Here is an 18,839-nt window from a genome sequence, read left to right on the forward strand (position 1 = left end):
CAAGGCGCACAGAACGCTGAACAATCGCTGCCTGAACACGAGACCCCCAGGACTCAGCAGCCGATATGACGGGGATGTGTCTACCGATCGCTACTTGTGAACCACTTGGGGGAGCTCCAACCCCGCGTGACCGACGGGGTACCGCGCGTGCCTCAGCCGAGTGCCACGTCGGCGACCCGGCGGGCCAGCAGGCGGGCGGGGTCGAGCACCGGCACGGGGACGCGGGACACGTCCAGAGCCAGGACGATCTCGGTGCACGCGGTGACGATCCGCTCCGCGCCGCGATCGGCGAGGGACCGCGAGACCTCCGCGAGCGCGCGACGGTGGGCGGGCCGGGCGCCGCCGCTCTTGACGGCGCCGATGGCCGCCATGACCTGCCGCTGGCCGGGCGCGTCCGGCTCGACGATCTCGACGCCGCGCCGCCGCAGCGCGTCCGCGTACAGGCCCGCGCGCAGGGTGCCCGTGGTGGCCAGTACGCCGGCGGCTCCGACGCCGTCCGCCGCGAGGGCGTCGGCCGTGACCTCGATGATGCTCACCAGCTCCAGCCCGGCCTCGTCCGCCAGGCGCGGCACGAAGGCGTGGGCGGTGTTGCAGGGAACGGCGAGCACCTCGCATCCCGCCCGCTTCAGCGCCTCGATGCCGCGCCGCAGGTACGGGGTCGGGTCCTCGCCGCCGCCGAGCAGGCTCAGGGAACGATCGGGGACGCGAGGATCGCCCCAGATGACGATGGGCACGTGCCCCTGGTCGCAGGTGGCCGCCGTCTCCTCCACGAGCTTGCCGTAGAAGTCGACGGTGGCCGCCGGGCCCATGCCGCCGAGGACGCCGACCAGCCGGGGCTCGCTCATCGGGCACCTCCGACGATGGCACGGCCGGGCAGTACGGAGGGCACCAGGGCGCCGTCGCGCACCACGGCCTCTCCCCCGACGAACACGTGCGTGAAGCCGATCGACGACGTCGCCGGGGTCTGGTACGTCGACCGGTCGGCGACCTCGGCGAGGTCGAAGACCACGAGGTCGGCATCGCAGCCCGCCCGTACGCGTCCCTTGCGTGCCATGGCCGGGCAGGCGGCCTGGAGGAAGGTGGCGGGCAGCAGCGAGCAGCGGCGCAGGGCCTCGCGCAGCGACAACGTCGCGGTCTCCCGCACCATCGTGCGCAGGAACCGCGCGAAGGTGCCGGAGCTGCGCGGATGCGAGACGGCGTCGGGCGGCATGGGACGGTCGCCCTCGACGGGCGCGCCGCCCGCGTCGGTGAAGGGGACGGCGTCCGAGGCGACCGCGGTGTCGTCGAGCAGCAACGCGCGCCTGATCACGGCCAGGTCCGCTTCCGAAGCCTCGTCGAAGTAGTGGACGACGACCAGCGCCTCGGGGGTGTCCTGCCGGATCCGCAGGAGCCTCTCCTCGTCCACGGGACGCTCGCCCGTGGCCACGACGACCAGGTCCGAGGGGCGGAGGCCGAGGCGGGGAAGGCGGTCAGGACGCAGGAACGGGGCGCCGACCGCGGTCATCCCCGCGCCGTACGGATAGGCCTCGGTCGTGATGGCGAGCCCGCGCGAGCGTGCGCCGCCGACCAATTCCGCGACCTCGTCGACGGCACGCAGCGAGGTGGAGTTCAGATGGCACAGGTGCATGTGCGCGCCGGTCCCCGCCGCCGCCGCGACGACCTCGGCCGCGCCTTCCAGCGCCGTCTCCGGGTCGTCCCGGTTCTTGAAGCGCGCGTGCGTGAAGGTCGGCACGCCCAGGCGCGCGGCCGTACTCGCCACGCGCATGTACTCGCCCCTGCCGGTTCGCGGGGCGTACCCGAGGAGCACGCCGATGCCCAGCGCGCCCGCGCCGATCTCCTCCTCCAGGCGGCCGATGATCCGGGAGAGCGCGGCGGGGGCCGCGGGCCCCTGCCGTCCGGCGCTGCCCCCGATGCCCGCCGCGAAGCCGAGCGGCCCGTGTACCGGGGGCGTGCCGTCCAGGACGCCCATCCTGGCCTGCGCCCACGAGGCCGAATAGCCGTAGTTGACGGGGCGGCCCTCCGCCGCGGCGCTCGCGAGCGCGCGGGCCACGTCGCCCGCGCCCGCCTCCAGATCCAAGGCGGTGGTGACCCCGTCCAGCGCCTGGAGGCGCAGGGAGGGGATGGTCTGCGCGTGGCTGTGCAGGTCGACGAACCCGGCGGTGACGACGTGGCCGGACACGTCGAGCGTCCGTGCCGGGCGGAATCCGGACGACTCACCGACCGCGACGATCGTGCCGCCGCTGACGGCGACGTCCGCGACCGCGTCCAGGCCGGACTCGGGATCGACGACCCGCCCCCCGGCCAGCACCAGGTCGCAGTCGCGCGGCGGAGTCATCGGGAAGCGTCCTCTCCCCCACGGCGACCGAGGGGCGATCCAGGGAGCGAGCCAGAAGTGAGCCAGAAGGCGAGCCGGGGACGGCTGCCCGCACAAGGATCGAGGTATACGGTGTGCCCGGTGTCCGAACGCAGCAATATGACACCAAGGGAGTGATCGTGCAGGATTCCGGCGTCGAGTCTCCGCGGTTGTTGTCGGAGACCGACCTCGAACTCATCGACGCCCTCCAGATCAACCCACGGGCGAGCTGGGTGGACGTCGGGGCGGCGACCGGCGCGGACCCGGTGACGGCGGCGCGGCGCTGGCAGCGGCTGAACGGCACCGGGGAGGCGTGGACCACCGTCGCCCTGGGACGGCGCCAGATGCACGCGATGAGCATGGCGTTCCTGGAGATCGACTGCGAGGCCGGAGCGGCGGTCGAGGTCGCGGGCAGGCTCGCGACGGCGGGGCACCTCATCACCGTCCAGCACGTCGCCGCGGGTCACGACCTCTTCGTGATCGCCGTCGCCGCGTCGATGCCGGCGCTGGCGGACTACCTGCTCACGGACCTGCCGCGGGTGCCCGGCGTGGCGAAGGTGCGCACCCATCTCGCCACGCGCGTCTTCGAGGCGTCGTGCCGCTGGCGGCTGCGCGTGTTGTCGCCCAGGTCCGCGAGCGTGCTGACCAGGCGACCCGGGCCGCCGGAGTCCACCAGGGAGATGGACGAGATCGACCGGCGGCTCTTCAAGGCCCTGCTCGCGGACGGCCGCGCCGGTTACGCCGAGCTGGCGGGTGCCGTCGGCATGTCCGAGCGCACGGTGCAGCGGCGGCTGTCACGCCTGGTCGCGACCGGCGACATCGACTTCCGCTGCGACCTGGCGCGCGCGCACGCGGGCTGGCACTCCTCGGCGGTGTTGTGGCTGCGGATGCCGGACGGTCTGCTGGAGGAGACCGGCCGGGCGCTCCTCGACTGGCCGGAGACGCGGACGTGCGCGGCGCTCGCGGGTGCCCGCAACATGCTCCTCACCGTCGGCCTGCACGGGGTCTCCGACCTGCATCCGCTGGTGGTGCGCCTCGAGGAGCGGTTCCCGTACGTGAGCGTCGCCGACCGGCAGATCGTCCTGCGGCAGTCGAAGCTCTACGGGCGGGTGCTCGACCCCTTCGGCCGCTGCACGGGGGTCGTCCCGGTGGATCCGTGGAGCCTGTCGCCGCGTATCTGACGTTCAGCGCGGCTCGGGGATCACTCCCCCGCGGGCCTCCCGGCACAGGCCGGCCCGCAGGACGTCGGCCTCCCTGCGCCCCACCATCTGCAGGTCTCCGACGGCCAGCGCGGGCAGGCCGAGCGCGGACACGACGGACGTGATCCGGCCGACCTCGCCGCGCACGGCGGCCTCGTCGCATCCGACCCGCGGCGCGGGACCGCCGAGTGTCGGGGTGATCACGACGTCGATGCCCGACATCTCGGCCGAGAACCTGGCCCGGACGGCCGCGAGCTCCGCGACGGCCCCGCGGTATTCCCGATGGCCGATCCCGGCGGCGTCGTCCAGCTTCCGCCGCACGCCCGCGCTGTAGCTCGCGGCGTTCTTCGGATACGTGGCCTCGTGGGTGCGCCGGGCCTGCGCGCCCACGATCGTCCAGTACGGGGAGAGGATGTCGTACGGCAGGGCGATCTCGCGAACCTCGGCGCCCAGGTCCGCGAACTCCCCGGCCTGCGCGCACCCTTCGGCGACGCCGACGACCAGCCCCGACAGTGAGGAGGGCGGCGGGACGGCCTCCCCGGAGAGCGCCTGCCACACGCGCGCGCAGTCGGCGACCGACGTGGCCATCGGCCCGACCACGTCGAACATCGGAGCGAGCGGCGCGACCCCTTCGGCCGAAACGGCGCCGGCCCTCGGGCGCAGTCCGACGACGCCGCAGCAGGCCGCCGGGATCCGCACCGAACCTCCGGTGTCCGTACCGAGGCCGACCCGGGCGATGCCGGCGGCGAGCGCCGCCGCCGTGCCGCCGCTCGACCCGCCGGGGGCCAGGTGGTCATGGCGTGGGTTGCGCACATCGCCCCAGTGCGGGTTCTCGCTCGTGACGCCCCAGGCGAACTCGTGCTGGTTCGCCTTGCCGACCAGGAGCCCTCCGGCGCGTTCCAGCAGTTCGACGCACGGCGCGGTGGTCAGGGCCTCCTCGCTTCCGTACAGGACGGAGCCGCGGGTCGTGCGGAGACCGGCGACATCGATCATGTCCTTGACCACGAACGTCCAGCCCCACAGCTCGGGCGGTGTGGCGGGCACCGGCCGGTCGAGGCGCGCGAGCCGGTCGATGACCGGCTCGGCACCGGACTCGATGAGGATGTTGTGCTCGCGGTGGAGCCGAATGGCCTCGGCGGACCTGACGATCGCCGCCTCGTGTTCCATTTCCATGATCGGAATCTCCTGGGGAGTGTCTGGTGAACGCCGCCCGTCGCGAGCGCGGGTCGGCGCCGCCGCCGGTCAGACCGCCAGCGCGTCCAGCAGGGAGTGCAGGGACGCGGTCTCGCGCTCGGGGCGGACCAGGCTGAAGATACTGCGGCTGGTGTTCAGCCACGGCACGTCGGCGACCACGACGTCCCTGCCGTGCCCGCGCAGCGCGAGGTCGGTCACGAGGGCCGCGCCTATGCCCGCCTCGACCATCGTCAACGTGATCTTGAAGTCGTCGGAGTAGCAGGCCACCCGGGGGCGCAGGTTCCACCGGGCGAAGACGCTGTCGAAGAAGGAGGCGTCGCTGCTGCCCGGATGATGCATGATCCACGGCAGGTCGACGAGCTGCTCGACCCGGTAGGGCTCGAGGTCGAGCCAGTCGCGCGGGTGGACGATCTTGTAGCGGTCCTCGGCGATCCAGTGCCGCCCGAGTGCCGACGGCCAGGACAGGCCGGAGTTCCCCACCTGGTAGACGATCGCCGCGTCCATCTCGCCGCCGGCGCCCAGACGCGGGATGAGCTGGGAGGACTCGGCGACGGAGACCTTGATCCCGGCCCGGTCCTGCGGCTCCATCCGCCGCAGGACACCGGCCAGCACGTCGGCGAAGCTGGGAAAGATGCCCAGATGGATCTGGCCGCCGCTGTTCCTGTGCACGGCCTGGACGGTGGCGACCATGCGCTCGATGTCCATGAGCACGGTCTCCGCGTGCCTGGCCAGCACCTCGGCGGCGCTGGTGGGCAGCACGCTGTGGGCGGAGCGGTCGAACAGCTTCACGCCCATCTTCCGCTCCAGCGCGGCCATCTGCTGGGACACGGCCGAGGAGGTGTAACCGAGCCGGTTGGCGGCGGCGGCGAAGGACCCCAGCTGGACGACCTCACGGAGCGTGCGCAGGTGTTCCGGCTTCAGCATTAGCGTTCCTTATTCTCAGCGTCGCCAAATGTCGTGTTTATAGCGCTTCCGACTTCTTTTCGCCACTTCTACAGTGATGGCCACCGTTACTCGAGAGCCCTTGAGAGTCACATTGAGCATCCGCGTGTACCGAAACGCCGCCATCTACACAGGAGACAGCGGCACCCCGCCTGCCCAGGCCATGGCCGTGGACGGCGAGCTGCTGCTGGCCGTCGGCGGAGAGGCGGAGGTACGCGAGGCCGCGGGCGCGGGAGCCGAGCTGATCGACCTGGAGGGCGCGGCGGTGATCCCCGGGCTCTACGACGCCCACATCCACACCGCGCAGTACGCCCAGAGCCTGGACGCGGTGGACCTGCGCGACGTGCGCTCCCTGGACGACGCGCTGGCCAAGGTGGCCGCGCACGCGGCGCGGCTGCGACCGGGCGCCTGGCTGTTCGGCGGCCGGTGGAACAGCAACACCTGGGACCCGCCGGCGCAGCCGGACCGGTACGCGCTCGACTCGGTCTGCCCCGAACTCCCGGTCGCGCTGCCCAGCGTGGACGGCCACACGGTATGGGCCAACTCCGCGGCGCTGCGGCTGGCCGGCATCGACGCGAGCACCCCCGACCCCGTGGGCGGCGAGATCGTCAGGGACGCGGACGGGGAGCCCACCGGCATCCTGCGCGAGTCGGCCTCCTACCCGCTGCGCGGGCTGATGGTCTCCCCCGACCTGCGTGACCTGCTCCGCGCCGCGCAGGAGGACCTGCTCGCGCTCGGCCTGACCAGCGTGCACGACATCGACGGTGAGGACTGCCGCGCCGCCTACCTGGAGCTGCGCGACGCCGGCGAGCTGAAGCTGCGCGTGCACAAGTCGATCCCGATGATCCACCTGGAGGCCGCCATCGCCGAGGGCCGCCGTACCGGCCAGGGCGACGACTGGGTCCGTACCGGCCCTGTGAAGATCTTCAGTGACGGCGCGCTGGGCTCGCACACCTGCCACATGAGCGAGTCCTTCGCCGGCGAGCAGGGCAACGTGGGCATCGCGGTCACACCGTACGAGGACCTGGTCAGGCTGTTCGCCAGGGCCTCGGGGGCCGGCATCGCGGTGGCCACGCACGCCATCGGCGACCGGGCGGCCCACCTGGTCATCGACGCCTACGAGGCCGTCGGCCGTACGGCGGGGCTGCGCCACCGCATCGAGCACGCCCAGCACCTGCGGCCCGTCGACCTGGCCAGGATGGCGCGTCTGGGCATCGTCGCCTCGATGCAGCCCGTGCACTGCACCAGCGACATCGACCTGGTCGACTCCCTGCTCTCCGGGCACGAGCTGGCGTCCTACGCCTGGCGCGGGATGCTGAACGTCGGCGTCGCGCTGGCCTTCGGCTCCGACGCCCCGGTCGAGCACCCCAACCCCTTCGCCGCGCTGTACGCCGCGGTGACCCGTACCCGCACCGACGGCACCCCCGCCGGTGGCTGGCAGCCTGAACAGCGGTTGAGCATGGCCGAGGCCATCACCGCCCACACCCTGGGCGCCGCGTACGCCGCGGGCGAGGACGACCGCAAGGGTGTCCTCGCTCCCGGCAAGCTCGCCGACTTCATCGCGGTGGACACCGACCCCTACCGGGAGTCGCCTGACGCGGTACTGCGCACCAACGTCATGACCACCGTCGTCGGCGGCGAAGTCCGCTGGCAGCGAATCTGAAGGAGCACCCCCCGTTGAACACCCGGATCCTCACCACGCTCGCCGTCGGCGCGCTGCTCGCTGCCACCGCTGCCTGCGGCGCCCAGTCCCTGGACGACGACGGCGCGTCCGGCGCGTCCGCCACGGCCCCGGCCGTCGTCCTCGACCAGGCTCCCACCGAGGAGAAGGCGGCCGACGTCATCAACGCCATCACCCCGGACAAGGACCTCGCGGCCAAGGCGCCGGCGAGCCTCAAGTCCGGCGGGCTGAAGGTCGTCTCCTCCATCGGCTACCCGCCGATGGAACTGTTCGCCACCGACGGCAAGACGCCGATCGGTTTCGACCCCGCCCTGGCCCGGGCCATCGCCAGGAAGCTCGGCGTCAAGGTGACCATCACCGACGAGGAGTTCAACTCGCAGATCCCCGGCGTGCTGACCGGCCGCTACGACTTCGTCATCTCCTCGATGACCGACAACCCGGAGCGGCAGGGCCAGGTCACGTTCGTCGACTACGTGCAGGCTGGCGCGGGGATGCTGGTCAAGGCGGGCAACGCGGCCGGCATCACCGGGCCGAAGGACCTGTGCGGCAAGACGGTCTCCGTCGTCGACAACGGCTCCTCCATGGAGCTGGCCGAGAGCTACGACGCCGACTGCAAGAAGGACGGCAAGGCCGCGGTGAACGTCCTGAAGTTCCCCGGCGACACGGAGGCCATGCTCCAGGTGAGCAATGGTCGGGCGCAGGCCACCGTCACCGACTACGTGGTGGCCGCCTACAAGTCCGCCGATCCCAAGCTCGCCATGGAGGCGATCGCCCTCGAAGGCACCGAGAGCCCGTGGGGCATCGGGATGAAGCCGGACAACAAGGAGCTCATCGAGTCCGTCAAGGGCGCGCTGGACGCGCTCATCCAGAGCGGCGAGTACGGCAAGCTGCTCGCGGCGTGGAACCTCGACAAGCTGGCCGTCCAGTCCGCTGTGGTCAACGGCGGTAAGTGACCGTGCGGACCGAACCGATCACCGACGCGTCGGGCAGTCCGATCCCCGTCGCGCGGACCTGGCACTGGGGCCGCTGGCTGGCCGCGGCGGTCGCGCTGGCGGTCGCGGCCCGGCTGGCCTACCTCATCGTGGCCAACCCGAACCTGGACTGGGGCAAGGTCGCCGGGTACCTGTTCAACGAGCGAATCCTGAGCGGCGTCTGGGTCACCATCGAGATCTCGGTGCTGGCCACGGCCATCGGGCTGGTCCTGGGCGTACTGGTCGCGATCATGCGGCTGGCGCACAACCCGGTGCTGAGCGGGCTGGCCACGTTCTACATCTGGTTCTTCCGCGGCACGCCGGTGCTGGTGCAGCTCATCTTCTGGTACAACCTGGCGTTCCTGTTCCCCGAGCTGGTGCTCAAGATCCCGTTCACCATGATCGGCCTCAAGTGGGACACCAACCAGGTGATGACCGGCTTCACCTCGGCCATGCTCGGGCTGGGGCTGAACCTGGCCGCCTACTTCGCCGAGACCGTGCGCGCCGGGATCCAGGCCGTCGACCGCGGCCAGACCGAGGCGGCGTACGCGCTGGGCATGACGCCGGCCAAGCGGATGCGGGTCATCGTGCTGCCGCAGGCGCTGCGCATCATCATCCCGCCGACCGGCAACGAGTTCATCTCCATGCTGAAGACCACCTCGCTGGTCTACGTGGTCGCCGGGCACGACCTGATGACCAACGCCAGCCAGATATACAAGGCGAACAACCTGATCATGGAGCTGCTGATCGTGGCGAGCCTCTGGTACATGCTCATGACCGCCGTGGCGACCTTCCTGCAGGGCCGGCTGGAGCGCCGCTTCGGCTCCGACGCCGTACGGCTGGTGCGCGGGGGCGGCCTGGCGGCCAGGATTCTGCCGAAGGTGGCCGCGTGAAGCCCGCCGCGAACCCCGGTGCGGACCCGGTCGTGGATTCCGTTCCGGACCCGGTCGTGCGGGCGTCGGGCGTCCGGATGAGCTACGGCGACGTGCAGGTGCTCAACGGCGTGGACTTCACCGTGGCCGCCGGCGAGGTGAGCTGCGTCATCGGCCCGTCGGGCTCGGGCAAGTCCACGTTCCTGCGTTGCCTCAACGGCCTGGAGCCGGTGCTCGGCGGCAGCCTGCGGGTGCTCGGCGAGGAGGTGGGCCACACGCTGCGCGACGGCAGATACCACCCATGGACGCCCAAGGAGTTCGCCTCCTTCCGCAGGAACATCGGCATGGTGTTCCAGCGCTTCAACCTCTTCGCCCACCAGAGCGCGCTGGAGAACGTCGCCTGCGGCCCCGTCCACGTGCTGGGCACCCCGACGGATCGGGCGCGGGTGCTGGCGATGGAGCATCTGGAGCGGGTGGGCCTGGCCGACCACGCGCACAAGCGGCCCCACCAGCTCTCCGGCGGCCAGCAGCAGCGGGTGGCCATCGCCAGGGCGCTGGCGATGAACCCGGCGCTGATGCTGTTCGACGAGCCGACCTCCGCGCTGGACCCGGAGCTGGTCGACGAGGTTCTGGAGGTCATGAAGGGCCTGGCCGCCGATGGGATGACGATGGTCGTGGTGACCCACGAGATCGCCTTCGCCAGGGAGGTCGGCGACTGGCTGACCTTCTTCGCCGACGGCGTGGTCGTCGAGCGGGGCCGGCCCGGCGAACTCCTGGCCGCTCCGGCCCACGAACGGACCCGGGCGTTCCTGTCCAGCGTGCTCGGCTCGAAGGAGCGCCAGGAACCCTAGGTGACCGGTGCCGACGACACCGAGCGCATCACGACGCGGCAAGCGTGGCGACACGCGGCAACACGCGGCAAAACACGGCAACACGTGGAGAAGGCCCGGAACTCTGAGGGGGCCGGGACGCCTTACTGCGCCCCGGCCCCCTCAGAGCCGTGCGTGCCACTCGTCGCGGCGCACGGCTCAGGCAAGCCCCGGTGGGTGGTTCAGGGTTCGTTGTGCTGGTCTCCTGCGTTGGCGGGCGAGGAACCCGCGATGGCGGAGGAGTGCACGAGGCGGGTCGGGTTGCCGTCCCGTGATCCGGGCCGCGCCCCCTACGCGGAGAACGCGAGTTCGGCGAAGGCTTCGAGCTGCTCCAGATAATGGGCGAGCGACTCGTGCTTCACGGTGAGGTTGATGCGGGTGCCTCCCGCGCCGGCGGCGGTCTCGAGGAGTTCGGCGACCCTGTCGGGGGCGTTCAGGGCGTCGACGCGCCGGCTGGGGGTGAAGACCACGTCGAAGTCCGGGGGGAGTTCCACGGAATCGAGCATCTGGCGCAGCTTCTCCGGCGACGGGCCGTGGAACGCCTGGGGGGCGGGGGCCCAGCCGTCAGCGAGGCTGGTCGCGCGGCGCAGGGCGCGCATGCTGTGGCCGCCGACCCACAGCGGGACCTTGTCCTGGACGGCGTGCGGGTCGATCACCACCTCCTTGAACGAGAAGTACGGGCCGTCGTAGGACGCGATGCGGGTGGACAGGCACGCGCGCAGGGCACGTAGAGCGTCGTCGGCGCGGGCTCCGCGGTCTTCGAAGGGCTTGCCCAGCAAGTCGAACTCGGCGCGCAGGCTGCCCACGCCCAGGCCGAGGATCAGCCGGCCGCCGCTGAGGTAGTCGAGGGTTCCGAAGCGCTTGGCCAGCTCAAGCGGGTGGTAGAAGGGCAGGACCAGCACGTACGGCAGGAAGCGCAGCCGTTCGGTATGCCCCGCGAGGAACGAGAACGTCGCGAGCGGGTCGTAGAAGCGCTCGCGTTGGGGGACGCCCTGCGGCACGGCGACGTGGTCAGGGCAGGTCATGAAGTCGAACCCGAGGCGGTCGGCGGTCTTGGCGACCTGGAGCAGTTCGGGAACCCCGGCGTGCTCCTCCCATGCGGGGCGGTTGCCGGAGAGGGCGAGGATGGGGGAACTGATACCGACTTTCATGAGTCCGCCTTCCCAGAGGTGATGCGCTGTCGAAGCTGGATGAGAGGGTCCTGGTCGTCATGCCGTCCCGAGGGCCCGTCGCCCTCCTTGGCCATGAAGCGGCCGACCTCGGATCTGGTCCACTCGCGGACCGCCCAGCGCTCGGAGATGGCCCACCGGCCGTCCCGGTAGTTCATGTGATCGACGAAGCGCACCCCGCTGGTGAAGTTGGCGCGGGCGCTGTCGGCCGGCTCGCCCCAATGGACGGAAGTGCCGTACGTCTCCGAGACCGCCGCGTCTCCGTACAGTTCGACCAGGTGGTTACCCAGGATGTGCATGGTCCCGCCGGTCCGGGCGCGGGCCCGGAGCTTGGGTTCGACCCAGGCGAGGTACTCCTCGACAGGCCCCGTGAAACCGGTGTGGTGGTCGATCGCGTCGGGGTGGTACGCCGAGCGCACCAGATCCATGTCGAGCCGGTCGACGCCCCGGCAGTACCGCAGGACGACCTCGTGGATCTCCTGCCGATCCGACCACTCCGAACGCTGCCGCGCCACGGTTTCCCTTTCGGTCCGTTGTTCTTCTGCGCAGGTTAGGGAGCCTCGCCGGGTATCGGCGGCGGAGTCCCGTTGATCGGAAGCGGCCGGGGAACGGTCGTCATGGAACGGCGAAGAGCCCGGCGCGTTCCAGGTGCCGACCGCCGCGCTGCCCCACAGGGGCTCGGGAGCTTCGCCGATCGACGCGGCGTTCTCGCTGGCGAGAGAGTTATTTGTTAAGAAACTTGACAGATGGCGCCGCCGATCCCGACCATGTACCCACGCGGATCCGTGCACTCATCCGGCTCACTGGCAAGGAAGTCCGCCGGCGATGTCACCGGCGGACCATCACCCGTACCCACCCCCCTCGATCGGCGCGGAAGCGCCGATCACTCCTGGTTCGGGAGACCGTCATGCGAAACCGAACATCGCGCCTGCTGACGCTGGCAGTATCGCTACTGCTGGCGGCCATGGGAGCGCTCATCACCCAGATGCCGGCCAACGCGGCCAACCTGCTCGAGAACGCGGGCTTCGAGACCGGAACCCTCGCGCCCTGGTCCTGCACCGGCGGGCTGGGGTCGGTGGTCGGCTCGCCGGTCCGCTCCGGCACGAAGGCGCTCGCCGGCGCGGCGAGCGCCTCCGACACCGCCCAATGCAGCCAGACCGTGACCGTGCGGCCGAGCACGGCCTACACCCTGAGCGCCTGGGTCCGCGGCAACTACGTCTACCTCGGCGTGAACGGCGGCGGATCCACCTGGACCCCGTCGGCGACGGCGTACACACAGCTCACCGTTTCCTTCACCACCGCGGCCGCCCAGACCACCGCCGTGATCTACCTGCACGGCTGGTACGGCCAGGGCACCTACTACGCCGACGACGTGAGCTTCGACGGTCCGGGAGCCTCGCCGTCGCCCTCGGCCTCGGCCTCCCCTTCGCCGTCGGCGTCCCCCTCTCCCTCGGCGTCCCCGTCGGCGTCGCCCTCGCCGTCCGCCTCTCCCTCGGCCTCGCCGACGGACACGACGTGCGCGGTGAAGTCCCGACCGGCGGGCAAGGTCATCCAGGGATACTGGGAGAACTGGGACGGCGCGTCGAACGGCGTGCACCCGCCGCTCGGCTGGATTCCGATCACCGACCCCCGCATCCAGGCCCACGGCTACAACGTGATCAACGCGGCGTTCCCGGTCATCCGCTCCGACGGCACCGTCCTGTGGGAAGACGGCATGGACTCCACCGTGAAGGTCGCCACACCGGCCGAGATGTGCCAGGCCAAGGCCGCCGGCGCCACGATCCTGATGTCCATCGGCGGAGCGACCGCCGGCATCGATCTCAGCTCCAGCACCGTCGCCGACCGCTTCGTCGCGACCGTCGTGCCGATCCTCAAGAGGTACAACTTCGACGGCATCGACATCGACATCGAGACCGGCCTCAGCGGCAGCGGCAACATCAACCAGCTGTCCGCCTCCCAGGCCAACCTCATCCGCATCATCGACGGCGTGCTCGCCCAGATGCCCGCGGGCTTCGGCCTGACCATGGCCCCGGAGACGGCGTACGTCACCGGCGGCAGCGTCACCTACGGCTCGATCTGGGGCGCGTACCTGCCGATCATCAAGAAGTACGCCGACAACGGCCGCCTGTGGTGGCTGAACATGCAGTACTACAACGGAAGCATGTACGGCTGCTCCGGCGACTCCTACTCCGCCGGGACGGTGCAGGGCTTCACCGCCCAGACCACCTGCCTGAACAACGGCCTGGTCATCCAGGGCACCACGATCAAGGTCCCCTACGACAAGCAGGTCCCCGGCCTGCCCGCCCAGTCCGGGGCCGGGGGCGGCTACATGGCGCCCTCCCTGGTGAGCCAGAGCTGGAACAGCTTCAGCGGCGGCCTCAAGGGTCTGATGACCTGGTCCATCAACTGGGACGGGTCGAAGGGCTGGACCTTCGGCGACAACGTCAGGAGCCTGCAGGGGCGCTGACCGTACGCGATGGCCGCCCCCGAGCGATCGGGGGCGGCCTTCACCCGACCTCGCGCCGTACGGCCGGCTCGACGCCCACGCGCACCGCCGCGACGGTGGCGCAGGGTTGCCGAACCACGCGCGCGGTGCGTCGAACCCCGCGCTTGTGGCGGCACGAACAAATCGCGGGTGCGCCTGTCGGCGGGGCGATAGAGTCGGGCCTCATGCCGGAAATGTCGCGTGTGCTTGCCGTACAGAACGAGACGAACGGGCGGCCTGGGCGGTTCGGGGAATGGCTGGAGGCCGCCGGGGTCGCCGTCGACGTGGTCACCGCCTTCGACGGGTCGCTTCCCCCGTCGCGGCTGGAGCACGACGGCCTGATCGTGCTCGGCGGCGGTTACCTGCCGGACGACGACGACAAGGCGCCCTGGCTGCCGGCCACCCGCGCCCTCGTCGAGCAGGCCCTCACCCGGTCGGTGCCGTTCTTCGGCATCTGCCTCGGCGGGCAGATGCTGGCCTCGGTCGGCGGCGGGAAGGTCCAGGGCGACGCCGGGGCGCCCGAGCACGGCAGCACGTCCATCACCCTGAGGGCCGAGGCGGCGGACGACGTGCTCTTCGGCGGGCTGCCCGCCGCTGTCCCGGCGATCGAGAACCACATCGACGCCATCACGGCCCTACCGCCGGGCGCGGTCTGGCTGGCCGAGACCGAACGCTGCCCCTACCAGGCCTTCCGGCTGGGCGACCGCGCCTGGGGCGTGCAGTTTCACCCCGAGGTGGGGCCGGAACGCATCCAGCGGTGGGACGGCGAATACGCCCGCCGGCGAGGTCTTGACGTCGACGAGCTGTACTCCGCCGCCGTGACCGACGACCCGCTCTCGCGGGCCGCCTGGAGTGAGGTGGCCTCCCGTTTCGCCACCGTGGTCAAGGAGAGCCGTCCATAGAGCGTGACTGATGATTCGGCGTGGCAGCGTTCGACCAGGTCGCGCCGGCGGTGCGGTCGACCACGTTCCAGGTCTCACCACGGACGACCGACTGCCGGCGTGATTATTTGTCGACACGCTCTGGTGGCACACCGCGTTGGGGCGGATGCTTCGTTCATGGGCGACTTACCTCTCTCGTACTCCTGCGGCACCTCCGATGTCCCCCTGCTCGGAGAGACGATCGGGGCGAATCTCGAACGCACGGTCGCGCGCTTCGCTGATCGCGAAGCCCTGGTGGAGGTGGCGACCGGGCGCCGCTGGACCTACGCCGAGCTCGACGCCGCGGTGAACGAGGTCGCGCTCGGACTGATGGCCGGCGGCGTCGGCAAGGGCGACCGGGTCGGCATCTGGGCGCCCAACTGCGCCGAGTGGGTGCTCGTCCAGTACGCCACCGCGAAGATCGGCGCCATCCTCGTCAACGTCAACCCCGCCTACCGCGGCCACGAACTGGCCTATGTGGTGAGACAGTCCGGCATGCGGCTGCTGATCAGCGCGGTCGCGCACCGGACCAGCGACTACCGGGCGATGATCGCCGAGATCGGGTTCACGGACGTCGTGTTCATCGGCGAGCGCGGATGGGACGAACTCGTCGAGAACGGCAGGCGGAGCAATCCGACGGCGCTGCGGGAACGGGCGGCGACGCTGACCTTCGACGACCCGATCAACATCCAGTACACCTCGGGCACCACGGGCTTCCCCAAGGGCGCCACGCTGTCGCATCACAACATCCTGAACAACGGCTACTTCGTGGCCGAGTCAGTCGGCTACACCGAGGCCGACCGGGTCTGCCTGCCGGTTCCGCTGTACCACTGCTTCGGGATGGTCATGGGCAACCTGGGCGTGACCTCCCACGGCTCGTGTATCGTGCTTCCCGCGCCCGGCTTCGACCCCGAGCTCACGCTGCGCGCCGTCGAGCGGGAGCGCTGCACCTCCCTGTACGGCGTGCCCACCATGTTCATCGCCGAACTCGGCCATCCGGACTTCGCCTCCTTCGACCTGTCCAGCCTTCGTACCGGGATCATGGCCGGTTCGCCCTGTCCGGTCGAGGTGATGAAGCGCGTCGTCTCCGAGATGAACATGAGCGAGGTGGCGATCTGCTACGGCATGACGGAGACCTCCCCCGTGTCGACGATGACGCGCCGGGACGACGGGCTCGCCCGCCGTACCGAGACGGTCGGGCGGGCGATGCCGCACATCGAGGTCAAGATCGTCGACCCCGCGTCGGGCCTGCCGGTGCCCCACGGCGAAGCCGGGGAGCTGTGCACCCGTGGCTACTCGGTCATGCTCGGGTACTGGGCGCAGCCGGACGCCACCGCCGAGGCGATCGACGCCGCCCGCTGGATGCACACCGGCGATCTGGCGATCATGGATGCCGAGGGCTACGTCACCATCGTGGGCCGGATCAAGGACATGGTGATCCGCGGCGGCGAGAACGTCTACCCGCGCGAGATCGAGGAGTTCCTCTACACCCACCCCGACGTCGCCGACGTCCAGGTGATCGGCGTGCCCGACCAGAAGTACGGCGAGGAGCTCATGGCCTGGATCATCATGCGGCCGGGGGCCGAGCCGCTCACGACCGAGCGGATCAAGGAGTTCTGCGCCGGGCGCCTCGCGCACTACAAGATCCCCCGTTACGTCCACGTGGTGGACGCGTTCCCCATGACGGTCACGGGAAAGATCCGCAAGGTGGAGATGCGGGAAAGCGCCCTCGACATCCTCGGCCTGCACGACGCGGCCCGCGTCCGGCACGCGTGAGCGGTCGGTTCGCGGCACCGGATTCCTCCGTGGAGAGTCTCACCACAGGTCGAGATCGGCCGTCTCCTCGATTCCCGCCTGGCGGGAGATCATCTCTCTGACGGCGGCCTGATAAAGGGAATGGCTGAGCCTGGCCAGGGCACGGGCGGCGGCCAGTTCGTCGCCGATCTCCGGGACCGACTGGTCGTCCGGACTGCGGCGGGCATGGCCCGTGCCTGAGACGCTGACGCCGTCCACGACGGCCAGCGCGGCCTGTGCGTAGGTGTCGTCGCCGTGCTCGGTGATGTCGACGGTGACGTTCCAGCGCTTGTCGGTCATCGTTGTCCTCCTTGGCGGGAGGCGTTCTCCTCCCTGGTGAGAGGCGCCTCGTCCGTCCTCGGCCGAGAGCGTCCCGGCCGAGGACGGGGTCCGGGAGCGAGCCGCCCCCGGACCGACCTCGTGAGCGCTCCTCACGAAGTGAGCACGACGTCGGCCACTCCCGGCACCGTGCGGGCGATGACCTCGGCGATCCGTGCCGACCTGTCGTCCAGGTCACCGCCGTGCAGTTCGACGACTCCGTCGTGTACGGCCACCCGCCACTCCGTCGTCTCGAACGAATCCCGCAGCGCCGTGAGGACGTCGTCGCGGATCCTCTCGTCACCGTGGGCGAGCATCCCCATCAGGTCGCGCCTGCTGGCGATGCCCACGACGTCGTCGCCGCGTACGACCGGGACGCTCTTCACTCCGGTCGAGATCATCAGATCCACGAGTTCCAGGACGTCGGCGTCCTCCCTGACGGTCCTGACGTTCGGCGTCATGACCTCCTCGACCCCCACGGACTGCGGCGAGTCCGGTGGGGCCGAGGGACGGAGGTAGGCCCTGGGGTCCGCTTCGAACTCTCCACGCAGGAGGTCCATCTCGCTGACGATCCCGACCATCCGGCCGTTCCCGTCGACCACCGGCGCCGCCGTGATGTCCTGCTCGTAGAGCAGGTGGATGGCCTGTTTGACGCTCCACGTCCGCGGCAGCGTCACCACCGGCGCGGTCATCATCTCCCGGACGAGCATCGCGACCACCCCCTACTCCATCCCACCCCTGACGGTCCTCCTCCCCCAGGGGCGAAGGTCCTTCGCCTCCGCCCAGCGCCGGAGCGGCTCGGCCCGCCGCCTCAGTTCACGGGGAAGAGCGCGCCGGTCACCAGGTGACGGGCAGCGCGTCCAGGCCGTAGACGATCGCGATCTTCCGGAAGGCGACGTCCTCCGCCGGTACGGCCAGGCGCAGGCCGGGGAACCGGCGCACCAGAGCCGGATAGGCGATCCGCAGCTCCATCCGCGCCAGCGGGGCGCCGACGCAGCGGTGGATGCCGTGTCCGAAGGCCAGGTGCGACCGGAAGTCCCGGGACGGGTCGGCGGTGTCCATCTCCGGACCGAGGGCCGGGTCGCGGTTGGCCGCCGACAGCGAGCACAGGACCATCGAGCCCCGGGCGATGGGCTGGCCCGCCAGGACCAGGTCTTCCCGCGCGAACCGCGGGAAGGCGACCTGGACCACGGTCATGTAGCGCAGCAGCTCCTCCACCACCTGCTCGACGTGGTCGTCCCGGTCACGGACCAACGCCAGGTGCTCGGGATTGTCGAGCAGCCACAGCGCGCCGAGCGCGAGCATGCTGGTGCTGGTGTCGTGCCCGCCGGTCAGGAGCCCGTCGACCAGGCTGGCGAGTTCCCGGTCGCTGATCTCGTCGCCGTGCTCGCGGATCAGCCCGCCCAGCAGCCCGTCACCGGGGCGGAGCCGTTCTCTGGCGACCAGGTCGGTGAGGTAGGACATCGTGTCGTTGATGGCCTGCAGCGACGCCTCGGGGCCCGCCGAGAAGTCGAACCTGTCGGTACTCAGCCGCAGGAAGTCCGCCTGCTCCTCGTACGGCACGCCGACCAGCTCGCACACCACGAGCGAGGGGATGGGGAGCGCGAAGTGGCGGACCAGGTCGGCCCCCGGCCCCTCTTTCTCCATGGCGTCGAGCTGGTGCTCGACGATGGCGCCGATCCGGGGCTCCAGCCGCTGGAGCCGCCGCATGGTGAACTCGGGCGTGAGCATCCGCCGGAGCCGGGTGTGCTCGGGCGGGTCGCGGAAGCCGAGGCCGCCGGGGTCCTCCTGGTTGGAGCCGGCGGCGATGATGTTGCCGAAGTCGTTGCTGAACCGGGTGCTGTCCCCGAGGACGGCGCGGACGTCCTCGTAGCGGGTGACCAGCCAGACCGTCGAGCCGTCGGGCATCGGCAGGGGGTGCACAGGACGCTCGGCCCGGATCTGGGCGAGCTCGGCGACCGGGTTCATCCCCTCGCGCAGGAACTGCACGAGCGGGAACTCGGTTTCGGACATGGTGGTGTTCCTATCGTCATGTGATCGCACGGCTGATGAGCCGGGCACGCGGCAGCCGG

The 18,839-nt window shown here is 70.8% G+C and carries 17 protein-coding genes; 8 read left to right on the forward strand and 9 right to left on the reverse strand.

Annotation, left to right across the window (positions count from 1 at the left end; translation table 11 throughout):
* Positions 1-152: 152 nt before the first annotated feature.
* Complete coding sequence (locus IMZ11_RS08225) at positions 153-845, reverse strand: aspartate/glutamate racemase family protein (protein ID WP_228639198.1); 693 nt, start codon at positions 843-845, stop codon at positions 153-155.
* On the reverse strand, positions 842-2,335 hold the full coding sequence (locus IMZ11_RS08230; RefSeq protein ID WP_228639200.1) for an amidohydrolase family protein: 1,494 nt from the start codon (positions 2,333-2,335) through the stop codon (positions 842-844). Before IMZ11_RS08230 ends, IMZ11_RS08225 begins: the two co-directional genes overlap by 4 nt.
* Positions 2,336-2,493: 158 nt before the next feature.
* Here IMZ11_RS08230 and IMZ11_RS08235 point away from each other — a divergent pair, with 158 nt between their 5' ends.
* Positions 2,494-3,534: an Lrp/AsnC family transcriptional regulator gene (locus IMZ11_RS08235; RefSeq protein WP_228639202.1), complete on the forward strand. Its 1,041-nt coding sequence runs from the start codon at positions 2,494-2,496 to the stop codon at positions 3,532-3,534.
* Positions 3,535-3,537: 3 nt separating this feature from the next.
* Here the strand turns inward: IMZ11_RS08235 and IMZ11_RS08240 are convergent, their stop codons facing one another.
* Together IMZ11_RS08240 and IMZ11_RS08245 are read right to left on the reverse strand one after the other, a co-directional pair.
* A complete protein-coding gene (locus IMZ11_RS08240) occupies positions 3,538-4,725 on the reverse strand; it encodes an amidase (RefSeq protein WP_228639204.1) in 1,188 nt (395 codons plus the stop codon).
* Positions 4,726-4,794: 69 nt separating this feature from the next.
* A complete protein-coding gene (locus IMZ11_RS08245) occupies positions 4,795-5,670 on the reverse strand; it encodes a LysR family transcriptional regulator (RefSeq protein ID WP_228639206.1) in 876 nt (291 codons plus the stop codon).
* Positions 5,671-5,794: 124 nt separating this feature from the next.
* Here IMZ11_RS08245 and IMZ11_RS08250 point away from each other — a divergent pair, with 124 nt between their 5' ends.
* The 4 genes from IMZ11_RS08250 (at position 5,795) to IMZ11_RS08265 (ending at position 10,063) form a co-directional block, all read left to right on the forward strand.
* A complete protein-coding gene (locus IMZ11_RS08250) occupies positions 5,795-7,351 on the forward strand; it encodes an amidohydrolase (RefSeq protein WP_228639208.1) in 1,557 nt (518 codons plus the stop codon).
* A 14-nt stretch (positions 7,352-7,365) separates the two neighbouring features.
* Entirely contained in the window at positions 7,366-8,322 is a 957-nt protein-coding gene (locus IMZ11_RS08255; RefSeq protein ID WP_228639211.1) for an ABC transporter substrate-binding protein, read from the forward strand.
* 2 nt (positions 8,323-8,324) lie between these two features.
* The gene (locus tag IMZ11_RS08260) at positions 8,325-9,233 is read left to right on the forward strand and encodes an amino acid ABC transporter permease (RefSeq protein WP_228639213.1); all 909 of its coding nucleotides are present in this window, start codon (positions 8,325-8,327) and stop codon (positions 9,231-9,233) included.
* Positions 9,234-9,310: 77 nt separating this feature from the next.
* Entirely contained in the window at positions 9,311-10,063 is a 753-nt protein-coding gene (locus tag IMZ11_RS08265; RefSeq protein WP_228639364.1) for an amino acid ABC transporter ATP-binding protein, read from the forward strand.
* Positions 10,064-10,371: 308 nt separating this feature from the next.
* Here IMZ11_RS08265 and IMZ11_RS08270 read toward each other — a convergent pair whose 3' ends face one another.
* Together IMZ11_RS08270 and IMZ11_RS08275 are read right to left on the reverse strand one after the other, a co-directional pair.
* On the reverse strand, positions 10,372-11,232 hold the full coding sequence (locus IMZ11_RS08270; protein WP_228639215.1) for a TIGR03619 family F420-dependent LLM class oxidoreductase: 861 nt from the start codon (positions 11,230-11,232) through the stop codon (positions 10,372-10,374).
* Positions 11,229-11,765 carry a nuclear transport factor 2 family protein gene (locus IMZ11_RS08275; protein WP_228639217.1) on the reverse strand — a complete coding sequence of 179 codons (537 nt, stop codon included), beginning with the start codon at positions 11,763-11,765 and terminating at the stop codon, positions 11,229-11,231. The genes IMZ11_RS08270 and IMZ11_RS08275 overlap by 4 nt, the downstream gene beginning before the upstream one ends.
* Before the next feature lie 392 nt (positions 11,766-12,157).
* On the opposite strand from IMZ11_RS08275, the gene IMZ11_RS08280 reads away from it, so the two are divergent.
* From IMZ11_RS08280 to IMZ11_RS08290, 3 genes are all read left to right on the forward strand, one after another.
* Entirely contained in the window at positions 12,158-13,717 is a 1,560-nt protein-coding gene (locus tag IMZ11_RS08280) for a glycosyl hydrolase family 18 protein (protein ID WP_228639219.1), read from the forward strand.
* Positions 13,718-13,929: 212 nt separating this feature from the next.
* The gene (locus tag IMZ11_RS08285) at positions 13,930-14,637 is read left to right on the forward strand and encodes a type 1 glutamine amidotransferase (RefSeq protein WP_228639221.1); all 708 of its coding nucleotides are present in this window, start codon (positions 13,930-13,932) and stop codon (positions 14,635-14,637) included.
* Between the two features lie 156 nt (positions 14,638-14,793).
* Positions 14,794-16,431 (forward strand): AMP-binding protein, encoded by a 1,638-nt coding sequence (locus IMZ11_RS08290; RefSeq protein ID WP_228639223.1) that lies wholly within the window; start codon positions 14,794-14,796, stop codon positions 16,429-16,431.
* A 39-nt stretch (positions 16,432-16,470) separates the two neighbouring features.
* On the opposite strand, the gene IMZ11_RS08295 is transcribed toward IMZ11_RS08290, so the two are convergent.
* The 3 genes from IMZ11_RS08295 to IMZ11_RS08305 all read right to left on the reverse strand — a co-directional run bounded on the left by IMZ11_RS08295 (position 16,471) and on the right by IMZ11_RS08305 (position 18,780).
* On the reverse strand, positions 16,471-16,749 hold the full coding sequence (locus tag IMZ11_RS08295; protein ID WP_061261115.1) for a dsRBD fold-containing protein: 279 nt from the start codon (positions 16,747-16,749) through the stop codon (positions 16,471-16,473).
* 131 nt (positions 16,750-16,880) lie between these two features.
* On the reverse strand, positions 16,881-17,477 hold the full coding sequence (locus tag IMZ11_RS08300) for a CBS domain-containing protein (RefSeq protein ID WP_228639366.1): 597 nt from the start codon (positions 17,475-17,477) through the stop codon (positions 16,881-16,883).
* A gap of 127 nt (positions 17,478-17,604) precedes the next feature.
* Positions 17,605-18,780: a cytochrome P450 gene (locus IMZ11_RS08305; RefSeq protein ID WP_228639225.1), complete on the reverse strand. Its 1,176-nt coding sequence runs from the start codon at positions 18,778-18,780 to the stop codon at positions 17,605-17,607.
* Positions 18,781-18,839: the final 59 nt, after the last annotated feature.

The organism is Microtetraspora sp. AC03309 (assembly GCF_020826795.1).
Lineage (GTDB): Bacteria > Actinomycetota > Actinomycetes > Streptosporangiales > Streptosporangiaceae > Microtetraspora > Microtetraspora glauca.